The organism is Thermanaeromonas sp. DSM 22490 (assembly GCF_056378755.1).
Map to the genome: position 1 here is coordinate 16,643 of NZ_JBJHHE010000011.1, position 22,883 is coordinate 39,525.

The 22,883-nt window shown below is 51.4% G+C and carries 23 protein-coding genes; 21 read left to right on the top strand and 2 right to left on the bottom strand.

Features of this window, described 5'->3' with window-relative positions; genetic code table 11:
* The first annotated feature begins 91 nt into the window (after window positions 1-91).
* Window positions 92-931 carry a Gmad2 immunoglobulin-like domain-containing protein gene (locus AC1BI1_RS08545; RefSeq protein ID WP_476716863.1) on the top strand — a complete coding sequence of 280 codons (840 nt, stop codon included), beginning with the start codon at window positions 92-94 and terminating at the stop codon, window positions 929-931.
* A gap of 146 nt (window positions 932-1,077) precedes the next feature.
* Here the strand turns inward: AC1BI1_RS08545 and AC1BI1_RS08550 are convergent, their stop codons facing one another.
* On the bottom strand, window positions 1,078-1,308 hold the full coding sequence (locus AC1BI1_RS08550) for a DUF1657 domain-containing protein (protein ID WP_476716864.1): 231 nt from the start codon (window positions 1,306-1,308) through the stop codon (window positions 1,078-1,080).
* 207 nt (window positions 1,309-1,515) lie between these two features.
* Here AC1BI1_RS08550 and AC1BI1_RS08555 point away from each other — a divergent pair, with 207 nt between their 5' ends.
* From AC1BI1_RS08555 to AC1BI1_RS08575, 5 genes are all read left to right on the top strand, one after another.
* On the top strand, window positions 1,516-2,862 hold the full coding sequence (locus AC1BI1_RS08555; RefSeq protein WP_476716865.1) for a radical SAM/SPASM domain-containing protein: 1,347 nt from the start codon (window positions 1,516-1,518) through the stop codon (window positions 2,860-2,862).
* A gap of 85 nt (window positions 2,863-2,947) precedes the next feature.
* Window positions 2,948-4,372, top strand: coding sequence for an aspartate aminotransferase family protein (locus tag AC1BI1_RS08560; protein ID WP_476716866.1), 1,425 nt, complete (start codon window positions 2,948-2,950; stop codon window positions 4,370-4,372).
* 58 nt (window positions 4,373-4,430) lie between these two features.
* Window positions 4,431-4,664: a glutaredoxin family protein gene (locus AC1BI1_RS08565; protein ID WP_476716867.1), complete on the top strand. Its 234-nt coding sequence runs from the start codon at window positions 4,431-4,433 to the stop codon at window positions 4,662-4,664.
* 88 nt (window positions 4,665-4,752) lie between these two features.
* Complete coding sequence (locus AC1BI1_RS08570) at window positions 4,753-4,953, top strand: spore coat protein (RefSeq protein ID WP_476716868.1); 201 nt, start codon at window positions 4,753-4,755, stop codon at window positions 4,951-4,953.
* A 15-nt stretch (window positions 4,954-4,968) separates the two neighbouring features.
* On the top strand, window positions 4,969-5,307 hold the full coding sequence (locus AC1BI1_RS08575) for a spore coat protein (RefSeq protein WP_476716869.1): 339 nt from the start codon (window positions 4,969-4,971) through the stop codon (window positions 5,305-5,307).
* A gap of 58 nt (window positions 5,308-5,365) precedes the next feature.
* Here the strand turns inward: AC1BI1_RS08575 and AC1BI1_RS08580 are convergent, their stop codons facing one another.
* Window positions 5,366-6,214 (bottom strand): SDH family Clp fold serine proteinase, encoded by an 849-nt coding sequence (locus AC1BI1_RS08580; RefSeq protein ID WP_476716870.1) that lies wholly within the window; start codon window positions 6,212-6,214, stop codon window positions 5,366-5,368.
* A 193-nt stretch (window positions 6,215-6,407) separates the two neighbouring features.
* Between AC1BI1_RS08580 and AC1BI1_RS08585 the strand changes: the two genes are divergently transcribed.
* The 15 genes from AC1BI1_RS08585 to AC1BI1_RS08655 all read left to right on the top strand — a co-directional run bounded on the left by AC1BI1_RS08585 (window position 6,408) and on the right by AC1BI1_RS08655 (window position 22,867).
* Window positions 6,408-7,205 carry a nicotinate-nucleotide diphosphorylase gene (locus tag AC1BI1_RS08585; RefSeq protein ID WP_476716871.1) on the top strand — a complete coding sequence of 266 codons (798 nt, stop codon included), beginning with the start codon at window positions 6,408-6,410 and terminating at the stop codon, window positions 7,203-7,205.
* Between the two features lie 52 nt (window positions 7,206-7,257).
* Window positions 7,258-8,181 (top strand): molybdopterin-binding protein, encoded by a 924-nt coding sequence (locus AC1BI1_RS08590; protein ID WP_476716872.1) that lies wholly within the window; start codon window positions 7,258-7,260, stop codon window positions 8,179-8,181.
* A complete protein-coding gene (locus AC1BI1_RS08595; RefSeq protein WP_476716873.1) occupies window positions 8,156-8,929 on the top strand; it encodes a 2-keto-4-pentenoate hydratase in 774 nt (257 codons plus the stop codon). Before AC1BI1_RS08590 ends, AC1BI1_RS08595 begins: the two co-directional genes overlap by 26 nt.
* A 55-nt stretch (window positions 8,930-8,984) precedes the next feature.
* Window positions 8,985-9,860 carry an acetaldehyde dehydrogenase (acetylating) gene (locus tag AC1BI1_RS08600; RefSeq protein ID WP_476716874.1) on the top strand — a complete coding sequence of 292 codons (876 nt, stop codon included), beginning with the start codon at window positions 8,985-8,987 and terminating at the stop codon, window positions 9,858-9,860.
* Window positions 9,857-10,876, top strand: a complete 1,020-nt coding sequence (dmpG, locus tag AC1BI1_RS08605; protein ID WP_476716875.1) for a 4-hydroxy-2-oxovalerate aldolase — start codon at window positions 9,857-9,859, stop codon at window positions 10,874-10,876. The genes AC1BI1_RS08600 and dmpG overlap by 4 nt, the downstream gene beginning before the upstream one ends.
* Before the next feature lie 3 nt (window positions 10,877-10,879).
* Entirely contained in the window at window positions 10,880-11,500 is a 621-nt protein-coding gene (locus tag AC1BI1_RS08610; RefSeq protein WP_476716876.1) for an indolepyruvate ferredoxin oxidoreductase subunit alpha, read from the top strand.
* Entirely contained in the window at window positions 11,500-12,945 is a 1,446-nt protein-coding gene (locus AC1BI1_RS08615) for a hypothetical protein (protein ID WP_476716877.1), read from the top strand. The genes AC1BI1_RS08610 and AC1BI1_RS08615 overlap by 1 nt, the downstream gene beginning before the upstream one ends.
* A gap of 71 nt (window positions 12,946-13,016) precedes the next feature.
* Complete coding sequence (locus AC1BI1_RS08620) at window positions 13,017-14,267, top strand: benzoate/H(+) symporter BenE family transporter (RefSeq protein WP_476716878.1); 1,251 nt, start codon at window positions 13,017-13,019, stop codon at window positions 14,265-14,267.
* Between the two features lie 18 nt (window positions 14,268-14,285).
* Window positions 14,286-15,389, top strand: a complete 1,104-nt coding sequence (locus tag AC1BI1_RS08625; protein ID WP_476716879.1) for a M24 family metallopeptidase — start codon at window positions 14,286-14,288, stop codon at window positions 15,387-15,389.
* A 454-nt stretch (window positions 15,390-15,843) separates the two neighbouring features.
* The gene (locus tag AC1BI1_RS08630) at window positions 15,844-16,629 is read left to right on the top strand and encodes an IclR family transcriptional regulator (protein ID WP_476716880.1); all 786 of its coding nucleotides are present in this window, start codon (window positions 15,844-15,846) and stop codon (window positions 16,627-16,629) included.
* An 80-nt stretch (window positions 16,630-16,709) separates the two neighbouring features.
* The gene (locus AC1BI1_RS08635) at window positions 16,710-17,195 is read left to right on the top strand and encodes a YraN family protein (RefSeq protein WP_476716881.1); all 486 of its coding nucleotides are present in this window, start codon (window positions 16,710-16,712) and stop codon (window positions 17,193-17,195) included.
* 122 nt (window positions 17,196-17,317) lie between these two features.
* Window positions 17,318-18,658, top strand: coding sequence for a type I glutamate--ammonia ligase (glnA, locus tag AC1BI1_RS08640; protein WP_476716882.1), 1,341 nt, complete (start codon window positions 17,318-17,320; stop codon window positions 18,656-18,658).
* A gap of 12 nt (window positions 18,659-18,670) precedes the next feature.
* Window positions 18,671-20,050 carry a dihydrolipoyl dehydrogenase gene (lpdA, locus tag AC1BI1_RS08645; protein WP_476716883.1) on the top strand — a complete coding sequence of 460 codons (1,380 nt, stop codon included), beginning with the start codon at window positions 18,671-18,673 and terminating at the stop codon, window positions 20,048-20,050.
* 47 nt (window positions 20,051-20,097) lie between these two features.
* Complete coding sequence (lipA, locus tag AC1BI1_RS08650) at window positions 20,098-21,009, top strand: lipoyl synthase (protein ID WP_476716884.1); 912 nt, start codon at window positions 20,098-20,100, stop codon at window positions 21,007-21,009.
* Window positions 21,010-21,196: 187 nt separating this feature from the next.
* Window positions 21,197-22,867: a PucR family transcriptional regulator gene (locus AC1BI1_RS08655; RefSeq protein WP_476716885.1), complete on the top strand. Its 1,671-nt coding sequence runs from the start codon at window positions 21,197-21,199 to the stop codon at window positions 22,865-22,867.
* Window positions 22,868-22,883: the final 16 nt, after the last annotated feature.

Below are 22,883 nucleotides of genomic sequence, written 5' to 3' on the forward strand. Positions count from 1 at the left end.
TGCAACGGCAAAAAAATAGGATTATAATCGACTAAACTGTGGCTCCAATGTTTCCTCAGTCTATATTTCTAGTTCATAAGGAGGTTGCCAAATGATAAGAGGCCTTATCGCCCTGATTCTGGTTGTTTCTCTGGTCGGCTGTAACTTCGCTAACAAAACAGAAAAAGCGGGTTTTCAAGGTAATAATAGTGCGGGAAATGGAACTAGTATTGGACAACCGCCGGAGGGAGACAATGACCGGGTTAATACCCCTGATACTCCCGTAAGCAGTCATTTAAGGCCCAACAACGGGCCCGGAATTTATCCTCCGGAGGTTAAAGACCTAATAGAAACAATGAAAACAATAGAAGGGGGTTCGTGGGTAATCATCGGTGATCAAACCTTTATTGTTGTGAGCAGAGGCGAGAAACCCACCACAGGTTATGGCATAAAAATCAGTGAGCTTAAAACCGAGGGTGATAGGGCCGTCGTATATGTATCTCTTACAGACCCGAAAGAAGGTAGTGCTGTAGCTGAAGTTATAACCTATCCTTATGTGGTGGAAACAATTAAAGGGCGGTTCACAGACGTGGAATTTAAAGATGCTAACCACAAGATCGAATATATACCGCGCGTTGTCGGTCTTAAAGACCAGTATTTGGCAAAGGGTAACGGTAATATTCGCCTGATCTCTCAACAGTTTGACGGCAGTAAAATCGCTATTACCGGCATAGCCCGGGTATTTGAAGCAAATGTCAATTATGAGCTACAAGACGCACAAGGAAATGTATTGCAGCAAGGGTACACCATGGCAGCCTCGGGTGCGCCTGACTGGGGTTTCTTCCAACTGGAAATTAATAATTACCCGCCAGCCACAGCCAAAATAAAAATATATCAGGCCAGCCCCGAGGACGGTTCTCATCAGGATGTGGTGATAGTCGATATAAAGTAGTCTCTAAACACGGCCAACTTTATTTAGTACTGCCTTCTTTACTTTTTGGAAAATAAAAGGTTCGGCCTACGGGATGGGATTAATTCCAGAATGAAAGCCTTAAAAGCAAAAGCCCCCATTCTGAGGGGGCTCCTGCTACAGGGACTCTATTGCTTTTGCTGCTGGGCCTGCTGGTAGACCTTGTATTGGGGCTCCTGGCTTTCAATATAATTTATGCGACCTTTAAGGCCCTGGGCGATGTTTTCGATTTGATTAGCATAATCCACGAACTGCTTCTTGGCGTTTTGGTCCTGGGTCTCCAGGGCAAAGTTTTTCAGGTCGGCTACAGCCCCTTCCAGGGAAGTGAGACATCGATGCATACGGGTGCCAATGGTCATGGTAAGAAACCTCCTCTAGAGTTTAGTCCCTGTCAACCTTAGTTTGACCTGAGGGCCAAGAACTATAAGGGTAGTTTCTGCTACTGGTGAAAGAATTGACCATAGTTGACAGCGGGAGGTATAATAAAAACAAAAAATTGGTCTTTTGGGTCAATTGGGGATCTATATTTTTAACAAGAAGTTCTGGCGGGAGGGGAGGAGAAGGGGATGAATCTGGCCGAAACTTTTGTAGGGGAAAAAGTTTTAGAGCAAGGGGTTAAATTTATTTTGCGCAATCCCGAGCGCAACTTGAATGGCCTATTGGCCATAGCCGAAAAACTGGCGCGGGACCCTTACCATCGCGAAATGGTGGCTAATGTAAAGCGCGTTTTACAGGATCCCCAAAGCAACTGGTATAAATTTGCCCAGCGCTTGCTTACCCAAACCCACCCTAATATACGTCAGCGTCTAGCTATAAACTTTTTTGTGAATGCAACTTTTATAGGAGTGCCGCGGCAGAAGGAATGGGCGGCCAAGCTGGGCGTAGCAGTTCCCTGGGCCATCCTGATGGATCCTACGGAAAAGTGCAATCTTAATTGCCTGGGTTGCTGGGCAGGTGATTATCAACGAACCCAAGAGCTAGACCTGGATACCATGGACCGCATAATCAGTGAAGGAGAAAAACTGGGAATCAATTTTATTGTTCTGTCAGGCGGTGAACCCCTGCTGCGCCGACACGACATCCTAACCCTCGCGGAAAAGCACCCCGAACAAGTCTTCCACCTCTTCACCAATGGTACCCTGATTGACCAGGAGTTTGTCCAGGAAATGGTGCGTCTTGGCAATATTACAGTAGCCATTAGCCTGGAAGGGTTTGAAGAAACCACCGATGCCCGCCGGGGTAAAGGTGTTTTCCGCAAGGTAATGAGGGCTATGGATCTCCTGCGAGAAGCCGGCACGGTCTTTGGTGCTTCGGTGACTTATACCCGGAAGAACACAGAAGAGTTAGGCAGTGAAGCCTTTATAGATATGCTGGTGGACAAAGGCGCCGCCTTTGTATGGTTTTTTACTTATATTCCCATTGGTAAAGATGTAGATCTAGAGATGATGGCCACTCCCCAGCAGCGGGCCTGGATGTTTGAGCAAATATCTTATTTCCGTCAGACGAAGCCCATCTTCCTGGTAGACTTTTGGAACGACGGTGAAGCCAGTAACGGGTGCATTGCCGGCGGCCGGCGCTATTTTCACATCAATGCCGCCGGGGAAGTAGAGCCCTGCGCTTTCGTCCATTACAGCACCTGCAATATTAAAGAAGTAAGCCTGGTGGAAGCTCTCCAGAATCCCCTTTTCCGCGCTTACCAAAAACGCCAGCCCTTTAATCAAAATTTGCGCCGCCCCTGTCCGTTGATTGATAACCCTGAGATGCTGAGGGAAATAGTCCATGAATCCGGAGCCTATTCCACTCAACTCCATGACCAAGAGACTATAGATGAGTTTTCGGAAAAACTTGCTCCTTATGCTCGGGAATGGGGTATAATTGCGGACCATATCTGGGAAGGAAAGCGGCCCGTTTAAGGGGAAAAGTTCGGAATATAGTTTGCGGCCAAGCTTCAAGCTTGGCTTTTTTATACTTTAAATGTTAAAATAGCTTTAATATATTATGCTCCATAAGGCAGGTAAGGAAACAGTGGAGAAAAAATATAGTCTTATTAGCTTGCGAGAAGCTTTAAACTTTACCCGCCAGGAAACAAGGGAATACTATAAGCGTTATATAAACCCCGGCTTGGCAGGGCTTTTAAGCCTACTGGATTTTGACAAGCAGTTTATCCGGGCCGAAGGTGTCTACGTTTGGGACAAGGAGGGTAAGCGCTACCTGGACTTTTTAGGCGGGTATGGGGCCTTAAACCTGGGGCATAATCCTCCTGAAGTGCTGGCGGCCCTGGAAGAAGTCAGGGAACGCCCTAATCTCCTCCAGGCTTCCCTTAACCCTTTGGCTGCTGCCCTGGCCCACAACCTGGCCGAAATTACCCCGGGGGATCTGAGCCGCGTTTTTTTCTGCAATAGCGGTACAGAAGCAGTGGAAGGGGCCTTGAAGCTGGCGCGGGCTGCCACGGGCCGGACAAAAATTATTTACTGCGAAAATTCCTTTCATGGCAAGAGCTTTGGCTCACTCTCGGTGACCGGCCGCTCCAAATACCAGAAGCCCTTTGCCCCCCTGCTCCCCGGATGTGAGGCGGTGCCCTTTAACGATGTGGGCGCTCTGGAGCGGAAACTGGCTAAAGGCGACGTGGCGGCCTTTATTGTAGAGCCTATCCAGGGAGAAGGGGGCGTCATTGTCCCGGAGGATGGCTATCTGGCTAAAGCCAGGGAGCTTTGTGATAAATACGGCAGCTTACTTATTGTAGACGAGATCCAGACAGGTTTCGGGCGGACAGGCTATCTTTTCGCTTGTGAGCATGAAGGGATCGTACCCGATATAATGTGCCTGGCCAAATCCCTGGGAGGAGGGATTATGCCCCTGGGCGCTTATATAACCCGGCCGGCCATCTGGGATAAGGCTTACGGGGGTACAGATAGGTGTCTTTTGCATACTTCCACCTTTGGGGGTAATAGCTTGGCTATGGCAGCCGGCCTGGCTGCCGTGCAGAGTATTATAAACAATGACTTGGCCGGTCAGGCGAGGGAAAAAGGGCGTTTCTTCCTGGAGCGCCTTTACCGGTTAAAAGAAAAATCTCCGCTCCTTAAAGAAGTGCGCGGCCGCGGTTTATTGGTGGGACTGGAATTTAACCAGCCGGCAGGCAGCCTCCTGGACCGGTTGACTTTGGGCAAATTGAGCGAACTCTCCCAAGAATATTTGGGTTCGCTGGTGGCCGGCGAATTAATGAACAAGCACCAAATTATAACAGCCTATACCTTAAACAATCCTAATGTTATCCGTCTGGAACCGCCCCTTATAGTGGGTTATGAGGATTTGGAGAAAGTCCTAAACGCTTTAGAGGAGATCCTGCTTAACCGGAGCTTGTTGGGCGTGGCCTGGAGCAGCACCCGCACAGCCCTGGGCTCGCTCTTTAAACGCGGAAGTTAGAATAAACCCTTGCCTTTTCCGGGAGACTAAGAAAAAAGTCTTGCGGGAGGTGGGGAGGTTGTCCCTGGAAATAATTGTTTATACCACTCCGACTTGACCCAGCTGTAGATCGGTGAAAGAGTTTCTTTCCCAAAGAGGTATAAAATTCCTGGAGAAAGATATTACCCGGGATGAGAAGGCCCAGGAGGAGATGTACCGGCGCACGGGCTATATGGCTGTTCCCACTATAGTGGTAGGAGAAGAAGTTATGGTGGGCTTTGATCCTCAGCGGTTAAGTAAAATATTGCATTAGAACTTAATAGGTAAAGTGCATAACACCGGGCCAGAGGGGAACACTTATCATGGGAGTTAAAGGACAACCTGTGAAAGGGGGAACCTCTATGCCGGGTTTGACTCAGGCGGAACTGATGCAACTGCGCGAAAACCTAAGCTCAGAATTACTGATGATCCAGAAATGCGGGGTCTATGCCGCCCAGTGTACCGACCCCCAGCTTAAGCAGCTCTTTAGTTCCTTGCAACAGGCCCACCAGCGCCACTACAATACCTTAATGCGACACCTGGGCGGCCAGCAGGTAATGTAAGAAAGGGGGAACAGCATGCCGATTCCGGGAATGGACGATAAAGCCATGGCCAGCGATTGCCTGGCCAGCCAGAAGTTTTTAGCTTCCAGTTACAACATGGCTATAACAGAGTGCGCCAACGATAACCTGCGCCGGGATTTCTTTAGCGTCTACCAGGAGGAACAAAACTTTCTTAAAATGGTCTTTGATTCCATGCAGGCCCACGGCTGGTATAACCTACAGATGGCCAATATGCAAGAGATCAGCCAGATTCAGCAGCAGATGAGGCAGGAGGCCATGAAACTCCAGGCTCAAGCGGGGGGTATTAATCCCCAGATGGCCGGAGGCGGCGGTGGCTTCCAGCCGCGAGCTTAGGTCAAAGCAAAAACTGAAAGGGTCCCTTGTCGACTTACTAGGCAGGGGACCTTTTTAATTACCCTCTCTTACCCGCCTTACCCGGGACCCCGTCTTCACGTCCATAAGGTAGAGGGATATATTGTACGGATGGTCGCCTGCCGGCGGGCTGGGGATAGAACTCCATTAGCTGGTAGATTTCCCGTGGGAGACCTACTTTAACGGGTAGTCCCATTTGTTTTAGTTGTTCTACAGTAATAGGATAATCATGGGTCCAGCGACCTTCGCTTAAAATAGTAGCCAGCTCTTCTGCCTTGGCTCGTTCCATTTTTTCGGCTAAAAGCTGGGTGAGACTTTCTCTTACCTGCTTCATAGCCTTGCGGGCCATATCTCCCAGGATCAGGGTGTGATCGTCGATTTCATCAATGGACTTTTGAGCCAGCACCTGGAGGATGGAGGCGGCCGGGTACTGGCCCAGCTGGGGATCTACAGGTCCCAGAACTGCGTTTTCATCCATAACAATTTCGTCGGCCGCCAGGGCTATCAGAGTGCCTCCCGACATGGCGTAATGGGGAACATATACGGTTACCTTTCCCCGGTGCTTAAGTATGGCATGGGCAATCTGTTCGGCGGCCAGCACCAGGCCACCAGGTGTGTGTAATACCAAGTCGAGGGGCATATCTTCGGGGGTCAAGCGAATAGCCCGCAGAAGTTGTTCAGAATCTTCTATGTTAATGTACCGAGTTAGGGGGATACCCAGAAAGCTTAAGGCTTCCTGGCGGTGGATAAGGGTGATGAGGCGCGAACCTCGTTTCCTTTCGAAGCTCCGGATAAGTCGGAGGCGGGCAGCCTCAATTTTGCGCTGGTGCAACATGGGCAAAAAAGCCGAGATAAGAAAGATTAACCATATAAGGTTGAAGAACTCCATTGATATCCCTCCGCTTAATTAGTATTTAGTAAAAAGGCAAAGCTTTATCCCAGTACGATAACAACAAATAACTTTCGACTATGTCGAACAACATTCTTTTTGGTCTTGCAGGAAAACCAGACTGCGTAGCGAATTAACTTTATAGCAAAAATAACGAATAATGTACGATGATATCGAACGAGGATGGGCGCTTTTGGACCCGAGAGATTTTCTTTTTGCACCCTTAGCTGGGAATTTATTTATTCTGGAAATTACAGCCAGACAGCAAGGCATCCTGGCCGGTACAAGTAAGCTACAAGCAACAGCTCAGGAGCTGGGACTGGAACTCGAATGGATAGCTTCGGAGGGCATGAAGCTTGAGAGAGGGACCTGCATCTGCCGAGCCCGGGGTGATGCCTGGCAGGTGGCGCGGGCGGAAGAGCAGCTCCTGGGGTGTATTGGCAAGGCGTCGGGTATAGCTACAGCAGCAGCGGAGATGGTGAATCGTGCCCAGGGCAGGGTGCGCATTGTCTGCGGTGCTTGGAAGAAAGTACCACCAGAGGTAAGGCAGGATTTACGTCGGGCCATAGCTACTGGCGGTGCAGGAATTCGTATTGTAGATGAGCCTTTTGTCTACCTCGATAAGAATTATGTCCGCATGTTCGGGGGTATAGGCCTGGCGGTACGCAGGGCCCGGGCGCTAGAGGGAAGAGTAGTGGTAGTTCAACTGCGGGGTGAAAGCGCGCCCCTGGTAGAGGAAGCGCGAGAAGCCGCCGGGGAGGGAGCCCATATCCTCATGGTGGATACCGGTAAGTTGGAGGACCTGGTGCTCGTAAGGGAAGTAGCCCTTAAGGAAAACTTCCGGGAAAGGGTTAAGCTCGCCTTTGGCGGGGGCGTAAAGAAAGAGGATCTTGATGGAGTAATTGCTGCCGGTGCCGATATTGTAGATGTCGGCCGGGCCATTATTGATGCTCCCTTGCTGGATTTCAGTCTGGATGTTAAAAAATATTAGCAATATATGGAACAGTAGTCATAATAGTAGCAAAATCATTGGGGAGAAAAAGATGGAATGGGATTTGCTAGAGAAAACTACCTTTTGGGTTCAAGATGTAGACCTTCGCGGAGCCGACCTGGGGCAGGTGGCGGCTGCTGCCGCTCGGGCTCTGGATCTTGAGGCTCACGAAGTTATGGTGGTGGATGTGCGGCCGGGCCTGGTAGCCTTTGATATCTTGCGGCGCCGGGTACAGGCGGAGGCTGTAGCCGGCAAGGAAAAAGAGATTTTGAAGCGGCTTAAGGAGGTTCCGGGTGTAATCCTGGGACCCGAGGCCGGGGTTCACTCGGAAGGAGTATTGGGGCTGATCGCCCTGGAACCCGGTGAGGCCCGGGAGATACTTTCCGCTTCAGCCCGGCTGGCCTCGGAAATTAGCCAGGCTGTAGCGCGGAGAGCCTTAGTCTTCGCTTCAGGCAGTGAAGTGCTGGCAGGGAAAATTCGCGATACCAATTCCCCCTATCTCATAGAGGCTCTGACCGAGGCTGGTTTTCAAGCCGAATTTGGAGGGATTTTAGAAGACGATGTAGTGGCGGTAGCCAACCGGCTGGAAGGAGCCCTGGAGCGGGGGTATGGCCTTATCGTAACTACTGGCGGTGTGGGGGCGGAGGATAAGGACTGCAACATAGAGGCTATCTTGCGCCTGGACCCCCAGGCCCACACTCCCTGGATATTAAAATTTACTCCCGATAATAACCGCCACCACAAAGAAGGGGTACGCATAGCCGTGGGCCGGGTGGGGATGGCGCGGCTGGTAGCCCTGCCGGGACCCCACGAGGAGGTGCGGCTGGCCTCCCAGGCCTTGCTGGAGGGCCTGGCCTTTGGACTAGATGATGCCGGTTTGGCCGAGAGAATCGCGGGAGTCTTGCGCCAGCGCTGGCAAGAACGTATGGGAAAAGGAGGTAGCGAACACCATGGATTTCCAGGCCATAGCCGCTAAACTTTTGGAGGCAGAGGCAACCCGGAAGGCCATTGAACCTCTTACCTCTACTTATCCCGACTTAACCGTAGAGGATGCCTACCGGGTCCAGCTGGCCGGAGTGGAGATGAAACTGAAACAGGGACGGCGGATAATAGGCAAAAAGATCGGCCTTACCAGTAAAGCCATGCAAGACCTTCTGGGAGTAAAGGAGCCGGATTACGGCCACTTGCTGGACCACATGTTGCTCCTGGAAGGTGAACCCTGCCGGAGAGAGGAGTTACTCTGGCCGCGCATAGAAGGTGAGCTGGCCTTTATCCTGAAGGACACCTTAAAAGGTCCGGGGGTGACCATCGCCGACGTTTTCCGGGCTACGGAAGGCATTATGCCGGCCATAGAAATAGTGGACAGCCGCATCCGGGACTGGAAAATAAAGCTGGCGGATACCATAGCCGACAATGCTTCCAGCGCCCGCTTTGTCCTGGGCAGCAGGATGGTGCCTATTAAAGACCTGGACCTTCGCCTGCTAGGTATGGTGCTGGAGAAAAACGGCGAGGTGGTCAATACGGGAGCCGGAGCGGCTGTGTGGGGCCACCCGGCGGCAGCCGTGGCCTGGCTGGCTAATAAGCTGGCCGCCTTTGACATTGCTCTGGAGGCGGGTGAGATTATACTTTCCGGGGCTATAACCGCGGCTGTGGAGGCGGCGGCAGGCGACGTGTTTACTGTGTCCTTCCACGGACTGGGCACCCTTAATCTGAGGTTTGTTTAACTACAGTCGGGATAGAGCTAGGCTAAAGCGCTGTTTATAAAAGGGGGCTAATTTGGTGGATAAAATCAAAGTGGCCGTGATAGGCCCGGGTAACATTGGTTCAGATTTGATGTACAAAATCCTGCGCAGCAAATATCTCCAGATGGAAATGATGGCGGGAATTGTGGAGTCCGAGGGAATTAAAAGGGCCCGCTCCTTGGGAGTCCGTACCACCACTGAGGGTATCAAACCCGTACTGGAAGACGAAAGCATAAAAATAGTGTTTGATGCCACGGGGGCCAAGCACCACCTGCAGCACGCTCCCCTGCTGAAAGAGGCCGGCAAAATTGCCATAGATCTTACGCCGGCGGCAGTGGGGCCCTATGTAGTTCCTCCGGTCAATCTTAAAAATTTCTATGAGGCGCCCAACCTCAACATGGTAACCTGCGGGGGTCAGGCCACTGTGCCCATAGTCTATGCTATCAACCAGGCGGCCGGCGCTCGCTATGCGGAGATAGTGGCGGCCATTGCCAGCAAAAGCGCCGGTCCGGGCACGCGGCAGAACATCGACGAGTTTACCCAGACCACAGCGAAAGCCCTTTGTGCCATAGGAGGGGCAAAGAAAGGTAAGGCTATTATTATTTTAAATCCGGCCGAGCCGCCTATAATCATGACCAACACTATATATGTGGAAGTAGAAAACCCGGACGAGAAGGCCATACGCGAGGCCGTAGCTAAAATGGTCAAGGAAGTCCAGAGCTACGTACCGGGTTACCGCCTGCGGGTGCCGCCTATTCTAGACGGCAATAAAGTGACTACGATTATCGAAGTAGAAGGTGCGGGGGATTTCCTGCCCAAGTATTCCGGGAATTTAGATATTATAACCGCAGCAGCCGTGGCCGTGGCCGAAAAACTGGCGGCCAGGATGCTGGGAAAGGAAGCGGTAGCATGAACAAAGGTAAATTTGTGCGTATAGTAGATACCACCTTGCGGGATGGCAGCCACGCCGTGGCCCATCAGTTCACCAGGGAGCAGATTATGGCCATTGCCGGTGGGCTGGATGGGGCAGGTATCGAATACATTGAGGTTTCCCACGGAGATGGCTTGGCAGGCTCTTCTTATAATTACGGCTGGGCCGCTTTGAGCGATGAGGAAATGCTCCAAGCGGCGGCGGAAGTTATTCGTAAGGGGAAGCTAACTGTACTACTACTTCCAGGGATAGGCACACAGGAAGACCTGAAACTGGCCATCGACTGCGGCGCCAAGGCAGTCAGGGTGGCTACCCATGTCACGGAAGCCGATATTGGTGAACAACACATTGGCCTGGCTAAAAAGATGGGCCTGGAAGCCTTCGGCTTCCTCATGATGGCCCACATGGTCCCGCCGGAGAAGGTTGCGGAACAGGCTGCGTTATTTGAATCCTATGGTGCGGATTGTATTTATATAGGAGATTCGGCGGGAGCTATGTTGCCGGAGGATGTAAAGGCCCGGGTGGGGGCGGTAGTGGAGAAGGTCAAAGTACCGGTAGGCTTCCACGCCCATAACAATTTGACCCTGGCGACGGCCAATTGCCTGGCGGCCTTAGAGGCCGGCGCTACCTTCCTGGATGGTGCCTGCCGGGGCTTAGGTGCCGGGGCGGGGAATGCCCAGACAGAAGCCCTGGTGGGCGTGCTGGATAAGGCCGGCTACCAGACGGGTGTGGATTTTTACAAGATCATGGATGTGGCCGAAGACATAGTGGAGCCCATCATGCACCGGCCTCAGGTAGTGCGCAATGCACCCCTGATGCAGGGCTATGCCGGGGTTTACTCTAGCTTTTTACTCCACACCTACCGGGCGGCCGAAAAATTCGGCCTGGATCCCCGGGATATTCTAGTAGAACTGGGAAGGAGGAGGATGGTTGGGGGACAGGAAGACATGATCATCGATGTGGCTTACCAACTGGCACAACAGAGGGGAGGGATTTAGAAAGTGAAGGTCGTGAATCTGCTGGCGGTAGTTGATCAAGAAAAGTGCCGGGGCTGTAAGACCTGCGAGAGGGTTTGCCCGGTGCTGGCCATCTCGGTAGTGGATCGTAAAGCGGTGGTGGATGCGGACCGGTGCAGAGGTTGTGCGGCCTGCGAGCAGCGGTGTCCTGATTATGCCATTACCATGGTTAAGCGCGAACAGCCCGTTGTGGTCCAGGTGGACGTAGGCGCTGTGGATTACGCCAAGATAGAAGAACTATGTCGCAGGGCCAAACTTCACCCCGAGCAAATTATTTGTTACTGCACGGCTACCAGGGCCGAGGAAGCAGCAGCGGCTATTTTGCAGGGTGCGCGTTCCCCCGAGGATGTGTCGTTCCAGACCGGGGCCCGCACTGGGTGCAAGGTGGAATGCATCCAGCCTATTTTGCGCCTCTTGGAGGCCGCCGGCATTGAGCCTTCGCCGCCTAAAGGTGGCTGGCAATGGTATGGACGTACTCCCACCGTGTGGGAAATACCGGAAGAAGTGAAAAAGAAGTACGCCAGCCGCGGTTTCTATTTTGAGGAAGATATCAAGCTGCTGGACCGGGTGGTAGCAGCACCCCTGCAAGAAAGGAGTGATACCTGATGCGTCCTCCTATTCCGCCCATACCCCCGCGCAAATCCCAGTACGGCATTGACCCGTCGCTGGTAAAAAGGCGGGTTTCTGAATTGCCGGGCATGACTTCGGTGTTGCTTAAAGAGCTTTTCCCCGACCTGCCAGAGGTTATTTACCCCGGCGAACTTGGAGTCGCCGCTGTTCGCAGAGCCACCGAGGAAGCCCTGCAAAAGGTCGATATGAGCATGATCAAGCCGGAGCACTCGGTCAACATCCTGGCCTCCCACCACGGCTTTACTTTGCTGGGCGGGGAACCCTATGCTGAGATGCTTAAGACCTTAAAGGACGTTATCCAGGCCCGTACGGGTTGTAAAAACATCCGCCTGCGGGCCGGTGTGGGCCTGCGCTTCCGGGAGACGGAAGAATATATTAAGCGCTACGGCCTGGATAAGCACTTTGAGGGCAAGGCCATCGGAGTGGCCCCTATTGACGAAGGCATACCTATAGAGACGGAAATCGGCACTTTATACGGCATAAAGAAAATATACGATGCTGACTGGATCGTTCATGCCCATAACTCCGATGTGCGCGAAGTCCATTTCCACCGGCAGGTGGACCGGGCAGTAAAGCCTTTTGGCATGTCTTATGCCCGCATTGAGACCAGATCCACCTATCACCAGAACCTGGGTCCCCGGGCGGCCAATTTCACGGCCAGGGCCATCTTTGACTCTCCCTTTGTGCAGAGCAAATTTGCCTTCGCCTCTTTCCTAACAGTGGCTCCTAACGGCATCATGGGAGTGGATGCGGATAACGATCTTTACGCCTTAAATGACCGCATTACAATCCTTGGGTGCCGCTACTATGGCAAGATGATGACCCTTTTTGGCGAGATAGACGAGTGCATCGCAGCGCTAGACTTCCCCTGCCCGGTAGTGTATGTCTTCGCCGCTGGCGTAATTTATGCCAACTTTGCCGGAGCTAATACCGATCTCTATGATCTCGATATGCCATTGCCAGCCTATACCTGGTACACGGAAGCCTTCTACGGGAAGCGGGGCAGGCCGCTCCTTAAGGAGATTCCTCCTCTTAATCCGGCTATTAAAATGTGCGTGCACAATTACGCCTGGACGGGATATCCCAGCGCCTTCTTCAGCGAGCACATTCCTACTGTAGTAGTGGGCCAGGAGCAGGCGGAGCTATTTAACCGCGATCCTCAAAATTTGACCTATATGAAACATGCAGTGGTAGCCGAAACTACGGAAACGGCCATGGAATTTGCCTACAAAGCTACGGGTACCCGCAAGGTCTTGATCTTCGACGGTGCCATAGGCGGTATAAACTTAAGCGAACCCCTGGCCGAATTCCTGCTGAAAAAGGCACCCCAAGTCAATGAACGGGTGGAGAATGAACTGTTGCCCAAGTGGCTGCGCCAGCGGGGTGTGGATCTGTCGGTATTAAGAAAATGTGCTAGTTAAAGAATTCTTTGCCCCTCCGGTTAATCCCCGGAGGGGCATCTAAACCCGAAAAACCAGAGGAGGGAACCTGAATGTCTGTGGCAACTGGTACTTCTCTAAAAAAAGAACCCATTTGGGAGAAAGGTGCGGGATTCCAGGGAGGGCTAAGGGACCTGTGGAGCAAACTAAACGCTAACACCGTTACTGCGGGGGTCGTAGCCGCCATCTTCGGGTGTACAGGACCAGCATTAATTATTATGAATGCTGCCCAAAATGGAAAACTTACGGATGCTCAGACGATTTCCTGGTTGTTCTCGGTTTATTTCTTTGGTGGACTTATAAGTCTTATTCTGGGACTTTATTACAAAATGCCCATTAACGGCGCCTGGTCGATTCCGGGGGCAGTTATGCTGGCTTCGGCTCTGCCGCTATTCCCCTTCAATGAAGCCGTAGGCGCGTATTTGATTGCGGGGGTACTAGTCTTGCTTTTAGGCGTATCGGGTTTGATAGGAAAGGCCATGCGTTGGATACCGCTGCCTATTGTTATGGCTATGATCGCGGGCGCTATGTTCAGGTTTGGGTTGGGAATCGTTACATCGACCCAAAAGGCCCCGATAATTGCGGGCGCTGCCCTGGTGGCTTATTTTGTGGGTTATAGGTTCACCAAAAAAATATCGCCTATTTTGTGGTCTTTAATTGTAGGAGTTATTGTAGCCTTATTAACTGGAGGTTTTAAGTTTGCCAGTGTGAAAATAGCCTGGATACCACCGCAGTTCTTTGCACCGGCCTTTTCTGCAGGGGCCTTCTTTGCAATTGCCATCCCCTTAGCCGTACTCGTTATAGGAGCTGAAAACGCCCAGGCTTACGGTGTGCTGACAGCTCAGGGATATAAAGCGCCCATAAATGCCATGACTGTTATAAGCGGCATCGGGGGGATCGTAACCTCTTTCTTTGGAGGTCATAATGCCAATATTGCGGGGCCTATGACTGCTATCTGCAGCTCCGAAGAGGCTGGGCCTGACAAATCAGGGCGCTATGCTGCTACTGTGGTTAATGGCATCCTGTTTGGCAGTTTTGGGCTTTTCGCCAGTGTTGCTGTACCCTTTGTTAAAGCTTTACCCTCCGACCTGGTAAGTTTGTTGGCGGGGCTTGCCATGATAGGGGTATTGCTGAGCGCTTTTGAACAGGCTTTCTCTCCCAGAAAGTTTAGGTTTGGGGCGTTTTTTGCCTTGATTATTGCCATGTCGGGTATAACCCTATTGAAAATCAGCGCCCCTTTCTGGTCCCTAGTTGGGGGTGTCATCGTTTCCCTCTTAATGGAGCCCAAGGACTTCGAAGGATAAACACGGGAGGAGAGCCCTGTGGCATCTCGTTTTGCCCACCGTTTTAAGAAGATCCAGGAGTTGATGACGGAAAAGAATCTGGATTTGTTGCTGGTAGTTAATCGCGAAAACCTGATTTATTTCACGGGTTTGACCCAGATAGAATGTTTGGGGGTTCTCATACCGCGAGAAGGCGAGGCCTGTGCTGTTACCCTCTGGCTGGATGCCGAGTATGTACAGCGGGAATCTGGTTTAACCACTTACGGCTATTTCTTCCCCCGAGAAAGCTTGGGCAGCAAGCTGGTAGAGCGGATTAAGGCTTATGGCTTCCGGTCACCGCGGATAGGCTTCGAAAGATATTTTGTGGATTATGCGGTTTATGAGGCCTTGCGCCAAGCCTTTCCCGAGACAAACTTTATTGGAGCTGCGGACCTTTTTTACCGTGTTCGGGCCATTAAAGAGCCTCAAGAAGTAGAACTAATACGGCGGGCGGCGGCAGCCGCCTGCCGCGGTATGGAAGCGGCTGTAAAAGTAGTACGGCCGGGAGTAAGTGAGCTAGACATTTTAGCGGAAGCAGAGTATGCCATGCTAAAGGCCGGCTCAGGTGGGTCTTCTTTTCGCCCCCAGGTAGTTTCTGGAGAGCGCACCCTCCTCACCCACCCCTGCGCCAGCAACAAAAAGATCCAGGCTGGTGAACTGGTGGTCATTCACCTGGGAGCCACCTATGAAGGTTATTGCGCCAAGATGTGCCGCACCGTAGCCGTGGGGGACATTTCACCTGCGCGGGAAAAGATTTACAGGCTTTTAGTAGAGGCTCAGGAAAAGGCTATAGCTGCCCTGAGGCCGGGAGCCCAGTCATGGGAAGTGGACGCTGCTGCCAGGGAAGTTATCAGAACGGCAGGGTATGAGGAATATTATCTGGATACAGTGGGGTACGGAGTGGGTCTTCGGCAGTCAGAATTCTACCCTATCATAGGTAAAGGGCGGACGGAAGTTATTGAAGCGGGCATGATAGTGGACTTACTATTACCCACCATCTACCGCGCGGATATCGGTGGTCCCAGGATAACGGATGTAATTTATGTAGGGGAAAGGGGTAATGAAATTTTAACCTCTTATCCTAAGGCATTGATTAAAGTGTAGAGCCGAAGGGGGTTCCTGAACGCTGGCCAAGATTACGGTAAAGTGAAAGTAGTGAAGCTCCAGTTGTTAGATATAAGCTATTTCGGGGGATGGTACTTTAACCAATCCCCTTTTCTTTTTACGACCATATAGTTTCATTCTTTTACCAGCAGAACAAGCGGCGCATTAATTTGAAAAAAATATATTATTTACGAAAAAGGGTTTCGCTATCAGTGGAGCAGAAGGGGAGGAGAAGCGGAGAGGAAGCGGAGAGGGTCTTCGATTATAGCGAAATAGATCCGGCGTAAAACTGGGGTCGTTAGGTTCTAACCTTTACCAGGTCATTTTTCTATGTTTTGGAAATCAGTAAATAAAGAGAGGAAATTAAATAGATAAAGCGAATTAATATCTATATAGCCGAATACCATACGGTTATAGCGTACAGCCGGTTAGTGATGTAAGGGGGCTCTAAACCATGGAGAAGACTTCCCAAATAAGGTCGGTAGCTAAGGCGCTGAAAATCATCGATGTCCTGGCCGAAGCCCGAGGGGAATTGGCTCTGCACGAAATTGCCGGTAAGCTAGGGCTGGCGAAGAGTACTGTCCATGGACTGCTTTCTACTTTGCGGGATTTTGGTTACGTGGAACAATCGATCTTTACTGGGAAATACAAACTGGGCTTAAGGCTCTTTGAACTGGGGAATATTGTAGCTCACGGTTGGGATGTGCGAACCGTAGCAGCCCCCTATATCCAAAAGTTAGTAGATGAGCTAGGGGAGACCGTCCATCTAGTTGTTTTAGACAAAGGAGAAGTGCTGTATATCGATAAGCGTGAAAGCCGCGAGTCCCTGCGTATAGTATCTCAGGTGGGCATGCGGTTGCCGGCCCACTGTACCGGCGTGGGCAAGGTGCTTCTAGCCTCCCTACCGCCCAGCGAAGTTAGGCGCATTATTGCTACCAAAGGGTTACCGCGTTTTACCAAGAACACCATTACCGACCCCAAGGCTTTGGAGGCAGAGCTGGCCAGGGTGCGCGCCCAGGGGTATGCCATAGATAACGAGGAGATTATGGATAGTCTTCGCTGTGTGGCAGCCGCTATTCGCGACCACAGTGGGAAGGTTTGCGCTGCCATTAGTATTTCGGGACCTGTGGCCCGGCTCGAAGGAGAAAGGCTTCAATTAGCTATAGAGCTGGTAACCCGGACGGCGGCGGAGATTTCTGCCGGCTTAGGGTATCGGGCAGAGCAGTTTATCCGGGCTTGAGCCAGCATTGGCGTATGTTGGTTGGCCTGGCCGGAAAAACTTTCTGGAGTAGAGGAGGTTGCTTAAGGGGGCTTTATATTTTGGATATCGGGGAAAGTTTGGTAGGTTCTTATTTTAAATATGTAGAGGGATGTAAAATTGTAGTTTATAACTGCCAAATGGATGAGGGGGAAATAGATGTTATAGCCCTGGACCAGGCAGGAGGGCGAGTTTACCTTTGTGAAGTGGCTACTCACTTAAGGGGCATGCTCTACGGCAACGGCAATAATGCCACCCTGGCCAGGGTGGAACATAAAATTCAGCGGGCTCTTCGCTTTGCTGCTCAAAACTTTCCCGAGCGCACTTGTGTTTTTATGCTCTGGTCCCCGGTGGTGTCCCGGGGCCTGGCCGAGGGCTTTGCCCGCCTGGCTTCTTCCTTTGCTGCTCAGGGTGTGGAGGTAGAGTTTATTATTAACAAGGAATATACCGCGCGCATCAAGCGCTTGCGGGAATTGGCCCGGAAGAACATTAAATTGACCGATGAGCCGGCCTTTCGACTTCTCCAGATCTTGGAACATTTGCGCTAACCTGCAACATAAGGGATAAAAATTTTGTTGAAGAATGGACCAAGGTAAGATATAATCATAGCGTATAAACGGAGGCGCCTGGCCGGGCGCTTTCCTCATTTTGGGAGGGGGATTTTGGAGGCATGGCAGAGACTGAGGCCCAAGCCAGGGAAAGGATCCTGCAGCAGGCTGAAGAATTAGGTGTTAAATTTGTACGTTTACAGTTTACGGATATTTTTGGCGTTCTTAAAAATGTAGCTATTCCCGTAGACCAACTTCCCAAGGCCTTAAATAACGAGCTCATGTTTGACGGTTCTTCCATTGAAGGTTTTGTGCGGATAGAAGAATCCGATATGTATTTGCACCCGGATCCCTCAACTTTTACTGTCTTCCCCTGGCGTCCCCATGAAGGTACAGTAGCTCGGCTCATTTGCGATATTTATAAGGCCGATGGTACCCCCTTCATTGGTTGCCCTCGGAATACTTTAAAACGAGTAATTGCTGAGGCCGAGGCCATGGGATTTACCATGAACGTGGGTCCGGAAGCTGAGTTCTTCTTATTTCACACGGATGCCAATGGACGTCCGACCTTGGAGACCCACGACCGGGGGGGTTATTTCGATCTCAGTCCGGTAGATTTAGGCGAAGATGCCCGGCGGGATATGGTAGTTACCCTGGAAAAGATGGGTTTCGAAATTGAAGCTTCTCACCATGAAGTGGCCCCAGGCCAGCACGAAATAGACTTTAAATATGCGGATGCCTTAAGAACAGCAGACAATATTGTTACTTTCAGATTTGTAGTGCGGACCATTGCCCAGACCCACGGTCTTCACGCTACTTTCATGCCTAAGCCCATTTATGGAATAGCCGGCTCAGGGATGCATTGCAATATCTCCCTGTTCCGGGATGGTAAGAACGCTTTTTACGACCCGCAGGGAGAGTTGGAATTAAGCGAGGTAGCCTATTATTTCTTAGGCGGCCTGATGTTTCATGCGCGGGGGATGACGGCCATAACCAATCCCACGGTCAACTCCTACAAACGCCTGGTATCGGGATATGAGGCGCCGGTATATATTGCCTGGTCGCCTAAAAATAGGAGCCCTCTTATCCGCATACCTGCCAAGCGGGGAGCATCTACCCGCCTGGAAGTACGCCATCCGGATCCCTCGTGTAATCCTTATTTGGCCATTGCGGTGATGCTCAAGGCAGGACTGGACGGGATTAAAAATAAAATCCTCCCACCGCCGCCTGTAAATAGTAATATTTACCATATGAGCGAGGAAGAGCGGCAGAAATTGGGGATAAAGACTTTGCCGGCTAGCCTGGGCGAAGCGCTGGAGGAGTTGAAATCTGACCCGGTAATTATAGAGGCTTTAGGCCCTCACATTTATGAGCGCTTCATGGAAGCCAAGCGAATAGAATGGGAGGAGTATTGTACTCGCGTCCATCCTTGGGAGATCGAACATTATTTAACCAAGTTTTAGGGGGGAGCGCCTTTGACCTACAAGATCGCTATCATTGGGGCCGGGCCAGGAGGTTATGTGGCTGCCATCCGGGCAGCCCAACTGGGGGCCAAAGTGGCGGTAATCGAACAGGGTGCCTTGGGGGGTACCTGCTTGAACCGGGGCTGTATACCGACCAAGGCCTTATTAGCCGGTGCAGCCCTGGTCCAGGGGATCAGGCGGGCTGCCAGTTTCGGCATTGAGGTGCAGGGGTATACTGTAGATTACAGCCGGCTGGCGGCGCGCAAAGATGCAGTAGTAAAGCAATTAAATCAGGGCATCGCCTTTCTTTTTAAAAAAAATAAAATAGATTTGTTCTCCGGAAGGGCTTGTTTGCGCAGTGCCCGGCGTATTGCTATAACGGGAGATAACGGCCAAGTTCAAGAAATCGAAGCCGAAAATATTATACTGGCGACCGGCTCGGAGCCCGCTCTCCTGCCTTCTCTGGGATACAATGGCCAAAGTGTAGTTACCAGTACTGAAGCTTTGGAGTGGACCGCTTTGCCCGAAAGCCTGCTTATCATTGGTGGCGGGGTTATCGGGTGTGAGTTTGCTACTCTTTTTAGCACCTTGGGCGTGAAAGTGACCATAGTGGAGGCCATGCCTACCATTCTGCCCATGATAGATGGGGAGTTGGCCCGGCGTTACCAGATGTTCCTTAAACGTATGGGAGTAGAGATAAAAACAGGTGTTCAGGTTACTGCCGTGCGCGATGAGGGGGGCCTCGTGAAGTTAACCTTAGCTACCGGGGAAGAGCTTTACGCAGCCAAAGTGCTAATTTCTATTGGCCGCAGGTTCAATACTTCGGGGTTAGGACTGGAAGAAATCGGCGTAGCCCTGGGTTCCAGGGGCGAAATCCTGGTGGATGATTATTTGCGCACGAATATAGAAGGGGTGTACGCTGTTGGCGATGTGACCAACAAAATTCAACTGGCTCATGTAGCTTCAGCCCAGGGCATAGCGGCAGTGCAGACCATTTTAGGTAGGCCAACTAAGGTAAACTACGATGCGGTGCCCAGCTGCATTTTTACCTCACCCGAGATCGCCAGTGTAGGATTAAGTCAGGAAGAAGCCGAAAAGCGGGGCTTTAAAGTGAAGGTAGGTAAATTTCCCTTCCAGGCCAGCGGCAAGGCTCAGGCCAGCGGTGAAACCGAGGGGATGGTCAAAATAGTGGCCGATGCCGAAAGCGACCGGATACTGGGAGTGCATATTATGGGAGCCCATGCTACGGAACTCATTGCCGAGGGCACGCTGGCGGTATCCCAGGGGATAAAGGCCCAAGAGCTGGCGGCCTGCATCCATGCCCATCCTACCCTGGCCGAAGCCGTGATGGAAGCGGCGGAAGCTGTCCACGGCATGAGCATCCATTCTTAAAGACTGCTTCTAGATTAATTACCCGCTCCTCTGGGAGCGGGCAAATAATGTTTTTATTTAACTATTTAACAGGGAAAGGGGAGCAAGTCACGGCCTTGGTCAAACGGTTGCCACCCTGGCTGCACAAAAGGATTCCGGCGTCAGGAAGCCTAGAAGCCACCAGGAAGTTGTTACAAGAGTTGAAACTTAACACTGTATGTGAGAGCGCTCTCTGTCCCAATCTGGGAGAGTGTTTTGCGCGCCGGACAGCTACTTTTATGATTTTAGGCAAAGTTTGCACCCGTAACTGCCGTTTTTGCGCTGTAGAAGGGGGCCAGCCGGAGCTGTTGGATCCTGAGGAACCGCGTAGGGTAGCTGAAGCGGCGGCTAGATTGGGGCTAAAACATGTAGTAGTAACTTCCGTGACCCGAGATGACTTGCCGGATGGCGGGGCAGGACAATTTGCTGCCACTATCCAAGCCCTACGGGAAAAACTGCCCCACGCTATAATAGAGGTACTAACCCCTGATTTTCAAGGGGAAAGAAAGGCTATCGCTTCCGTGGTTGAGGCCCAACCCCATATTTTTAACCATAACGTGGAAACAGTGCCGCGGCTGTATCCCCGGGTACGGCCGGAGGCTGACTACCGGCGTAGTCTCGAAGTATTGCGGACTGTAAAAGAGCTGGCACCCGGCATTTACACCAAGTCAGGTCTTATGGTAGGTCTGGGGGAAACCAGGGAAGAAGTGGAGCAGGTTATGGCGGACTTGCGGGAAGTAAATTGTGACATTTTAACCATCGGGCAATATTTGCGGCCTTCGCCCCAGCACCTAGAGGTGAAAGAGTTTATTCCACCGGAGGTGTTTGATTATTACGCCGAAACAGGCCGTAAAATGGGATTCCTTTATGTAGCCTCCGCCCCTTTTGTGCGCAGTTCCTATAACGCGGCCGAGTTTTCCCGATTACAGGGGATGACATAGAATAGAAAGCCTGGCTTATTAAAGCTTAAGTTTATGCCCGTTGTGGGGTGGTGGAGAGGTGAAGAAGCTGCCGGCAAGTCCCAAACGGTAACCCCTGGACTATCCTTTCATCCGAACGGCCCGGGCTATGGGTATCAGGTTTGCTGATTAAAGCAAATAATTGGCAAAAAACGCGGAGTGAAAGCAGATGGGGATAACAGTTAGAGAAGCTTTAAAATTGGGAGGATTGCAAAAGGCTACTTTGGTAGCTGGTAAGGCAGGCCTGGACCGTGTAATCAAATGCGTAGATATCCTTGAGGTACCTGATCCCCGGGGGTGGCTCAGGCCGAACGAGCTCCTTGTTACCACATGTTATGCGATGCAAAATGATCTGCAAGCCCAGTTAAATCTTCTGCGTGAAATGGCGGGGGTCGACGGGGCGGCCTTAGCTATAAAGTTTGGTCGGTTTATAGGCACTATTCCAGAGGAAATGTGCCGGCTCGCGGACAAGCTACAGTTGCCCCTTATAAGCGTGCCTAATGACGTCCCGTTTATTGATATTACTCATCCGGTAATGGCGGCTATAATCTTTGAGCAATCGAAGCACCTTGAGTACTCCGAAAAGGTTCACCGCAAACTTACCCAGGTGGCTTTGGAAGCAAGCAATCTTCAGGCAGTAGCTCAGGCCTTGGCAGCACTAATAGAACGCGAAGTAGTTATCTGTAATGAGGAATTGAAGCCCCTGGCTGAGGCCGGTAAAGGACCCTCCTCAGAACCATTCGAGTTGTCACCAGAAGAAGCCAGGCGGGTTAGCTTATCTGCTAAAGGGATAGAAGTTGCTGTTTGGCACAAGGGAACGCGGCAACGGTACTTTGCTGCTCCAGTGGAGGTTAGGGGTCGGCGCTATGGATATGTGCTGGTTGATATGCAGACTCCTCTTAGCGAGTTAAACTACATTGCCCTGGAGCATGCAGTAACAGTAACTGCTCTCCAGATGGTAAAGGAAGAGGCGGTCGCGGAGGCGCAGAGGAGTCTTCGCCGGGACTTGTTGGAAGATCTAATAGCTGGGGCCTTTCGCCACCGTGAACTGGCCATAAGCCGGGCTGAGGCTCTGGGCATTTGCCTGGAAGAACCTAAAGTTATCATGGCCATAGATATTGATAATTTTGCTGACTATCTATTTAAATCTAAATGCCCAGTTGAATATGAAATAAACGCTGAGAAATTGAAACGAAGTTTTCACCGGATAGTGAATTCCTCCCTTATGGCCTTCGACCGGCGAGCCTTGACGGTACAGCGGAGCGATAGCGTTGTAGCCATTTTGCCGGTTACTGGGAAAGAACCCTATAAGAGAGAGAATTGGGTCAAGTTCAGAAGAGAGCTACACGAGCTAGGTCTAAGTATCCAGGGTAAAATTGCTCAGGAATTGAAAGGGATAACTGTCTCTATTGGTATCAGTTCTATAGCTAGGGAGCCTATGGAAATCGGGGCCAGGTATCAGGAAGCAAGGAACGCTATACGGCTGGCACGGCGCCTCAGGGGCAAAGGGATGGTTGCCTTTTGGGAGGATGTGGAGATTTATTCGGTTTTAGGGCAGTCAGGAGAAGCCCTGGAAAGGTTTTGCCAGTCGGTCCTTGGGCCGCTGGACCGCCCAGAGGTTAAAAATCGCGAGGTGCTTTTAGAAACTCTCCAGGTTTACCTCGAGTGCCAGGGGAATGTGGTAGCTACAGCCGAGAGGCTCTACATTCATCGCAATACCTTGCGTTACCGTTTAAAACGTATTGAGGAAATTCTGGGACGCGACCTCGAGGCGCCTGATGAAAGACTTTCTCTTTGGCTAGCTTTGAAGGCCCGGGTGTTGGTGAAAGCCGGCCAGTGATTTTGGACATATTGCA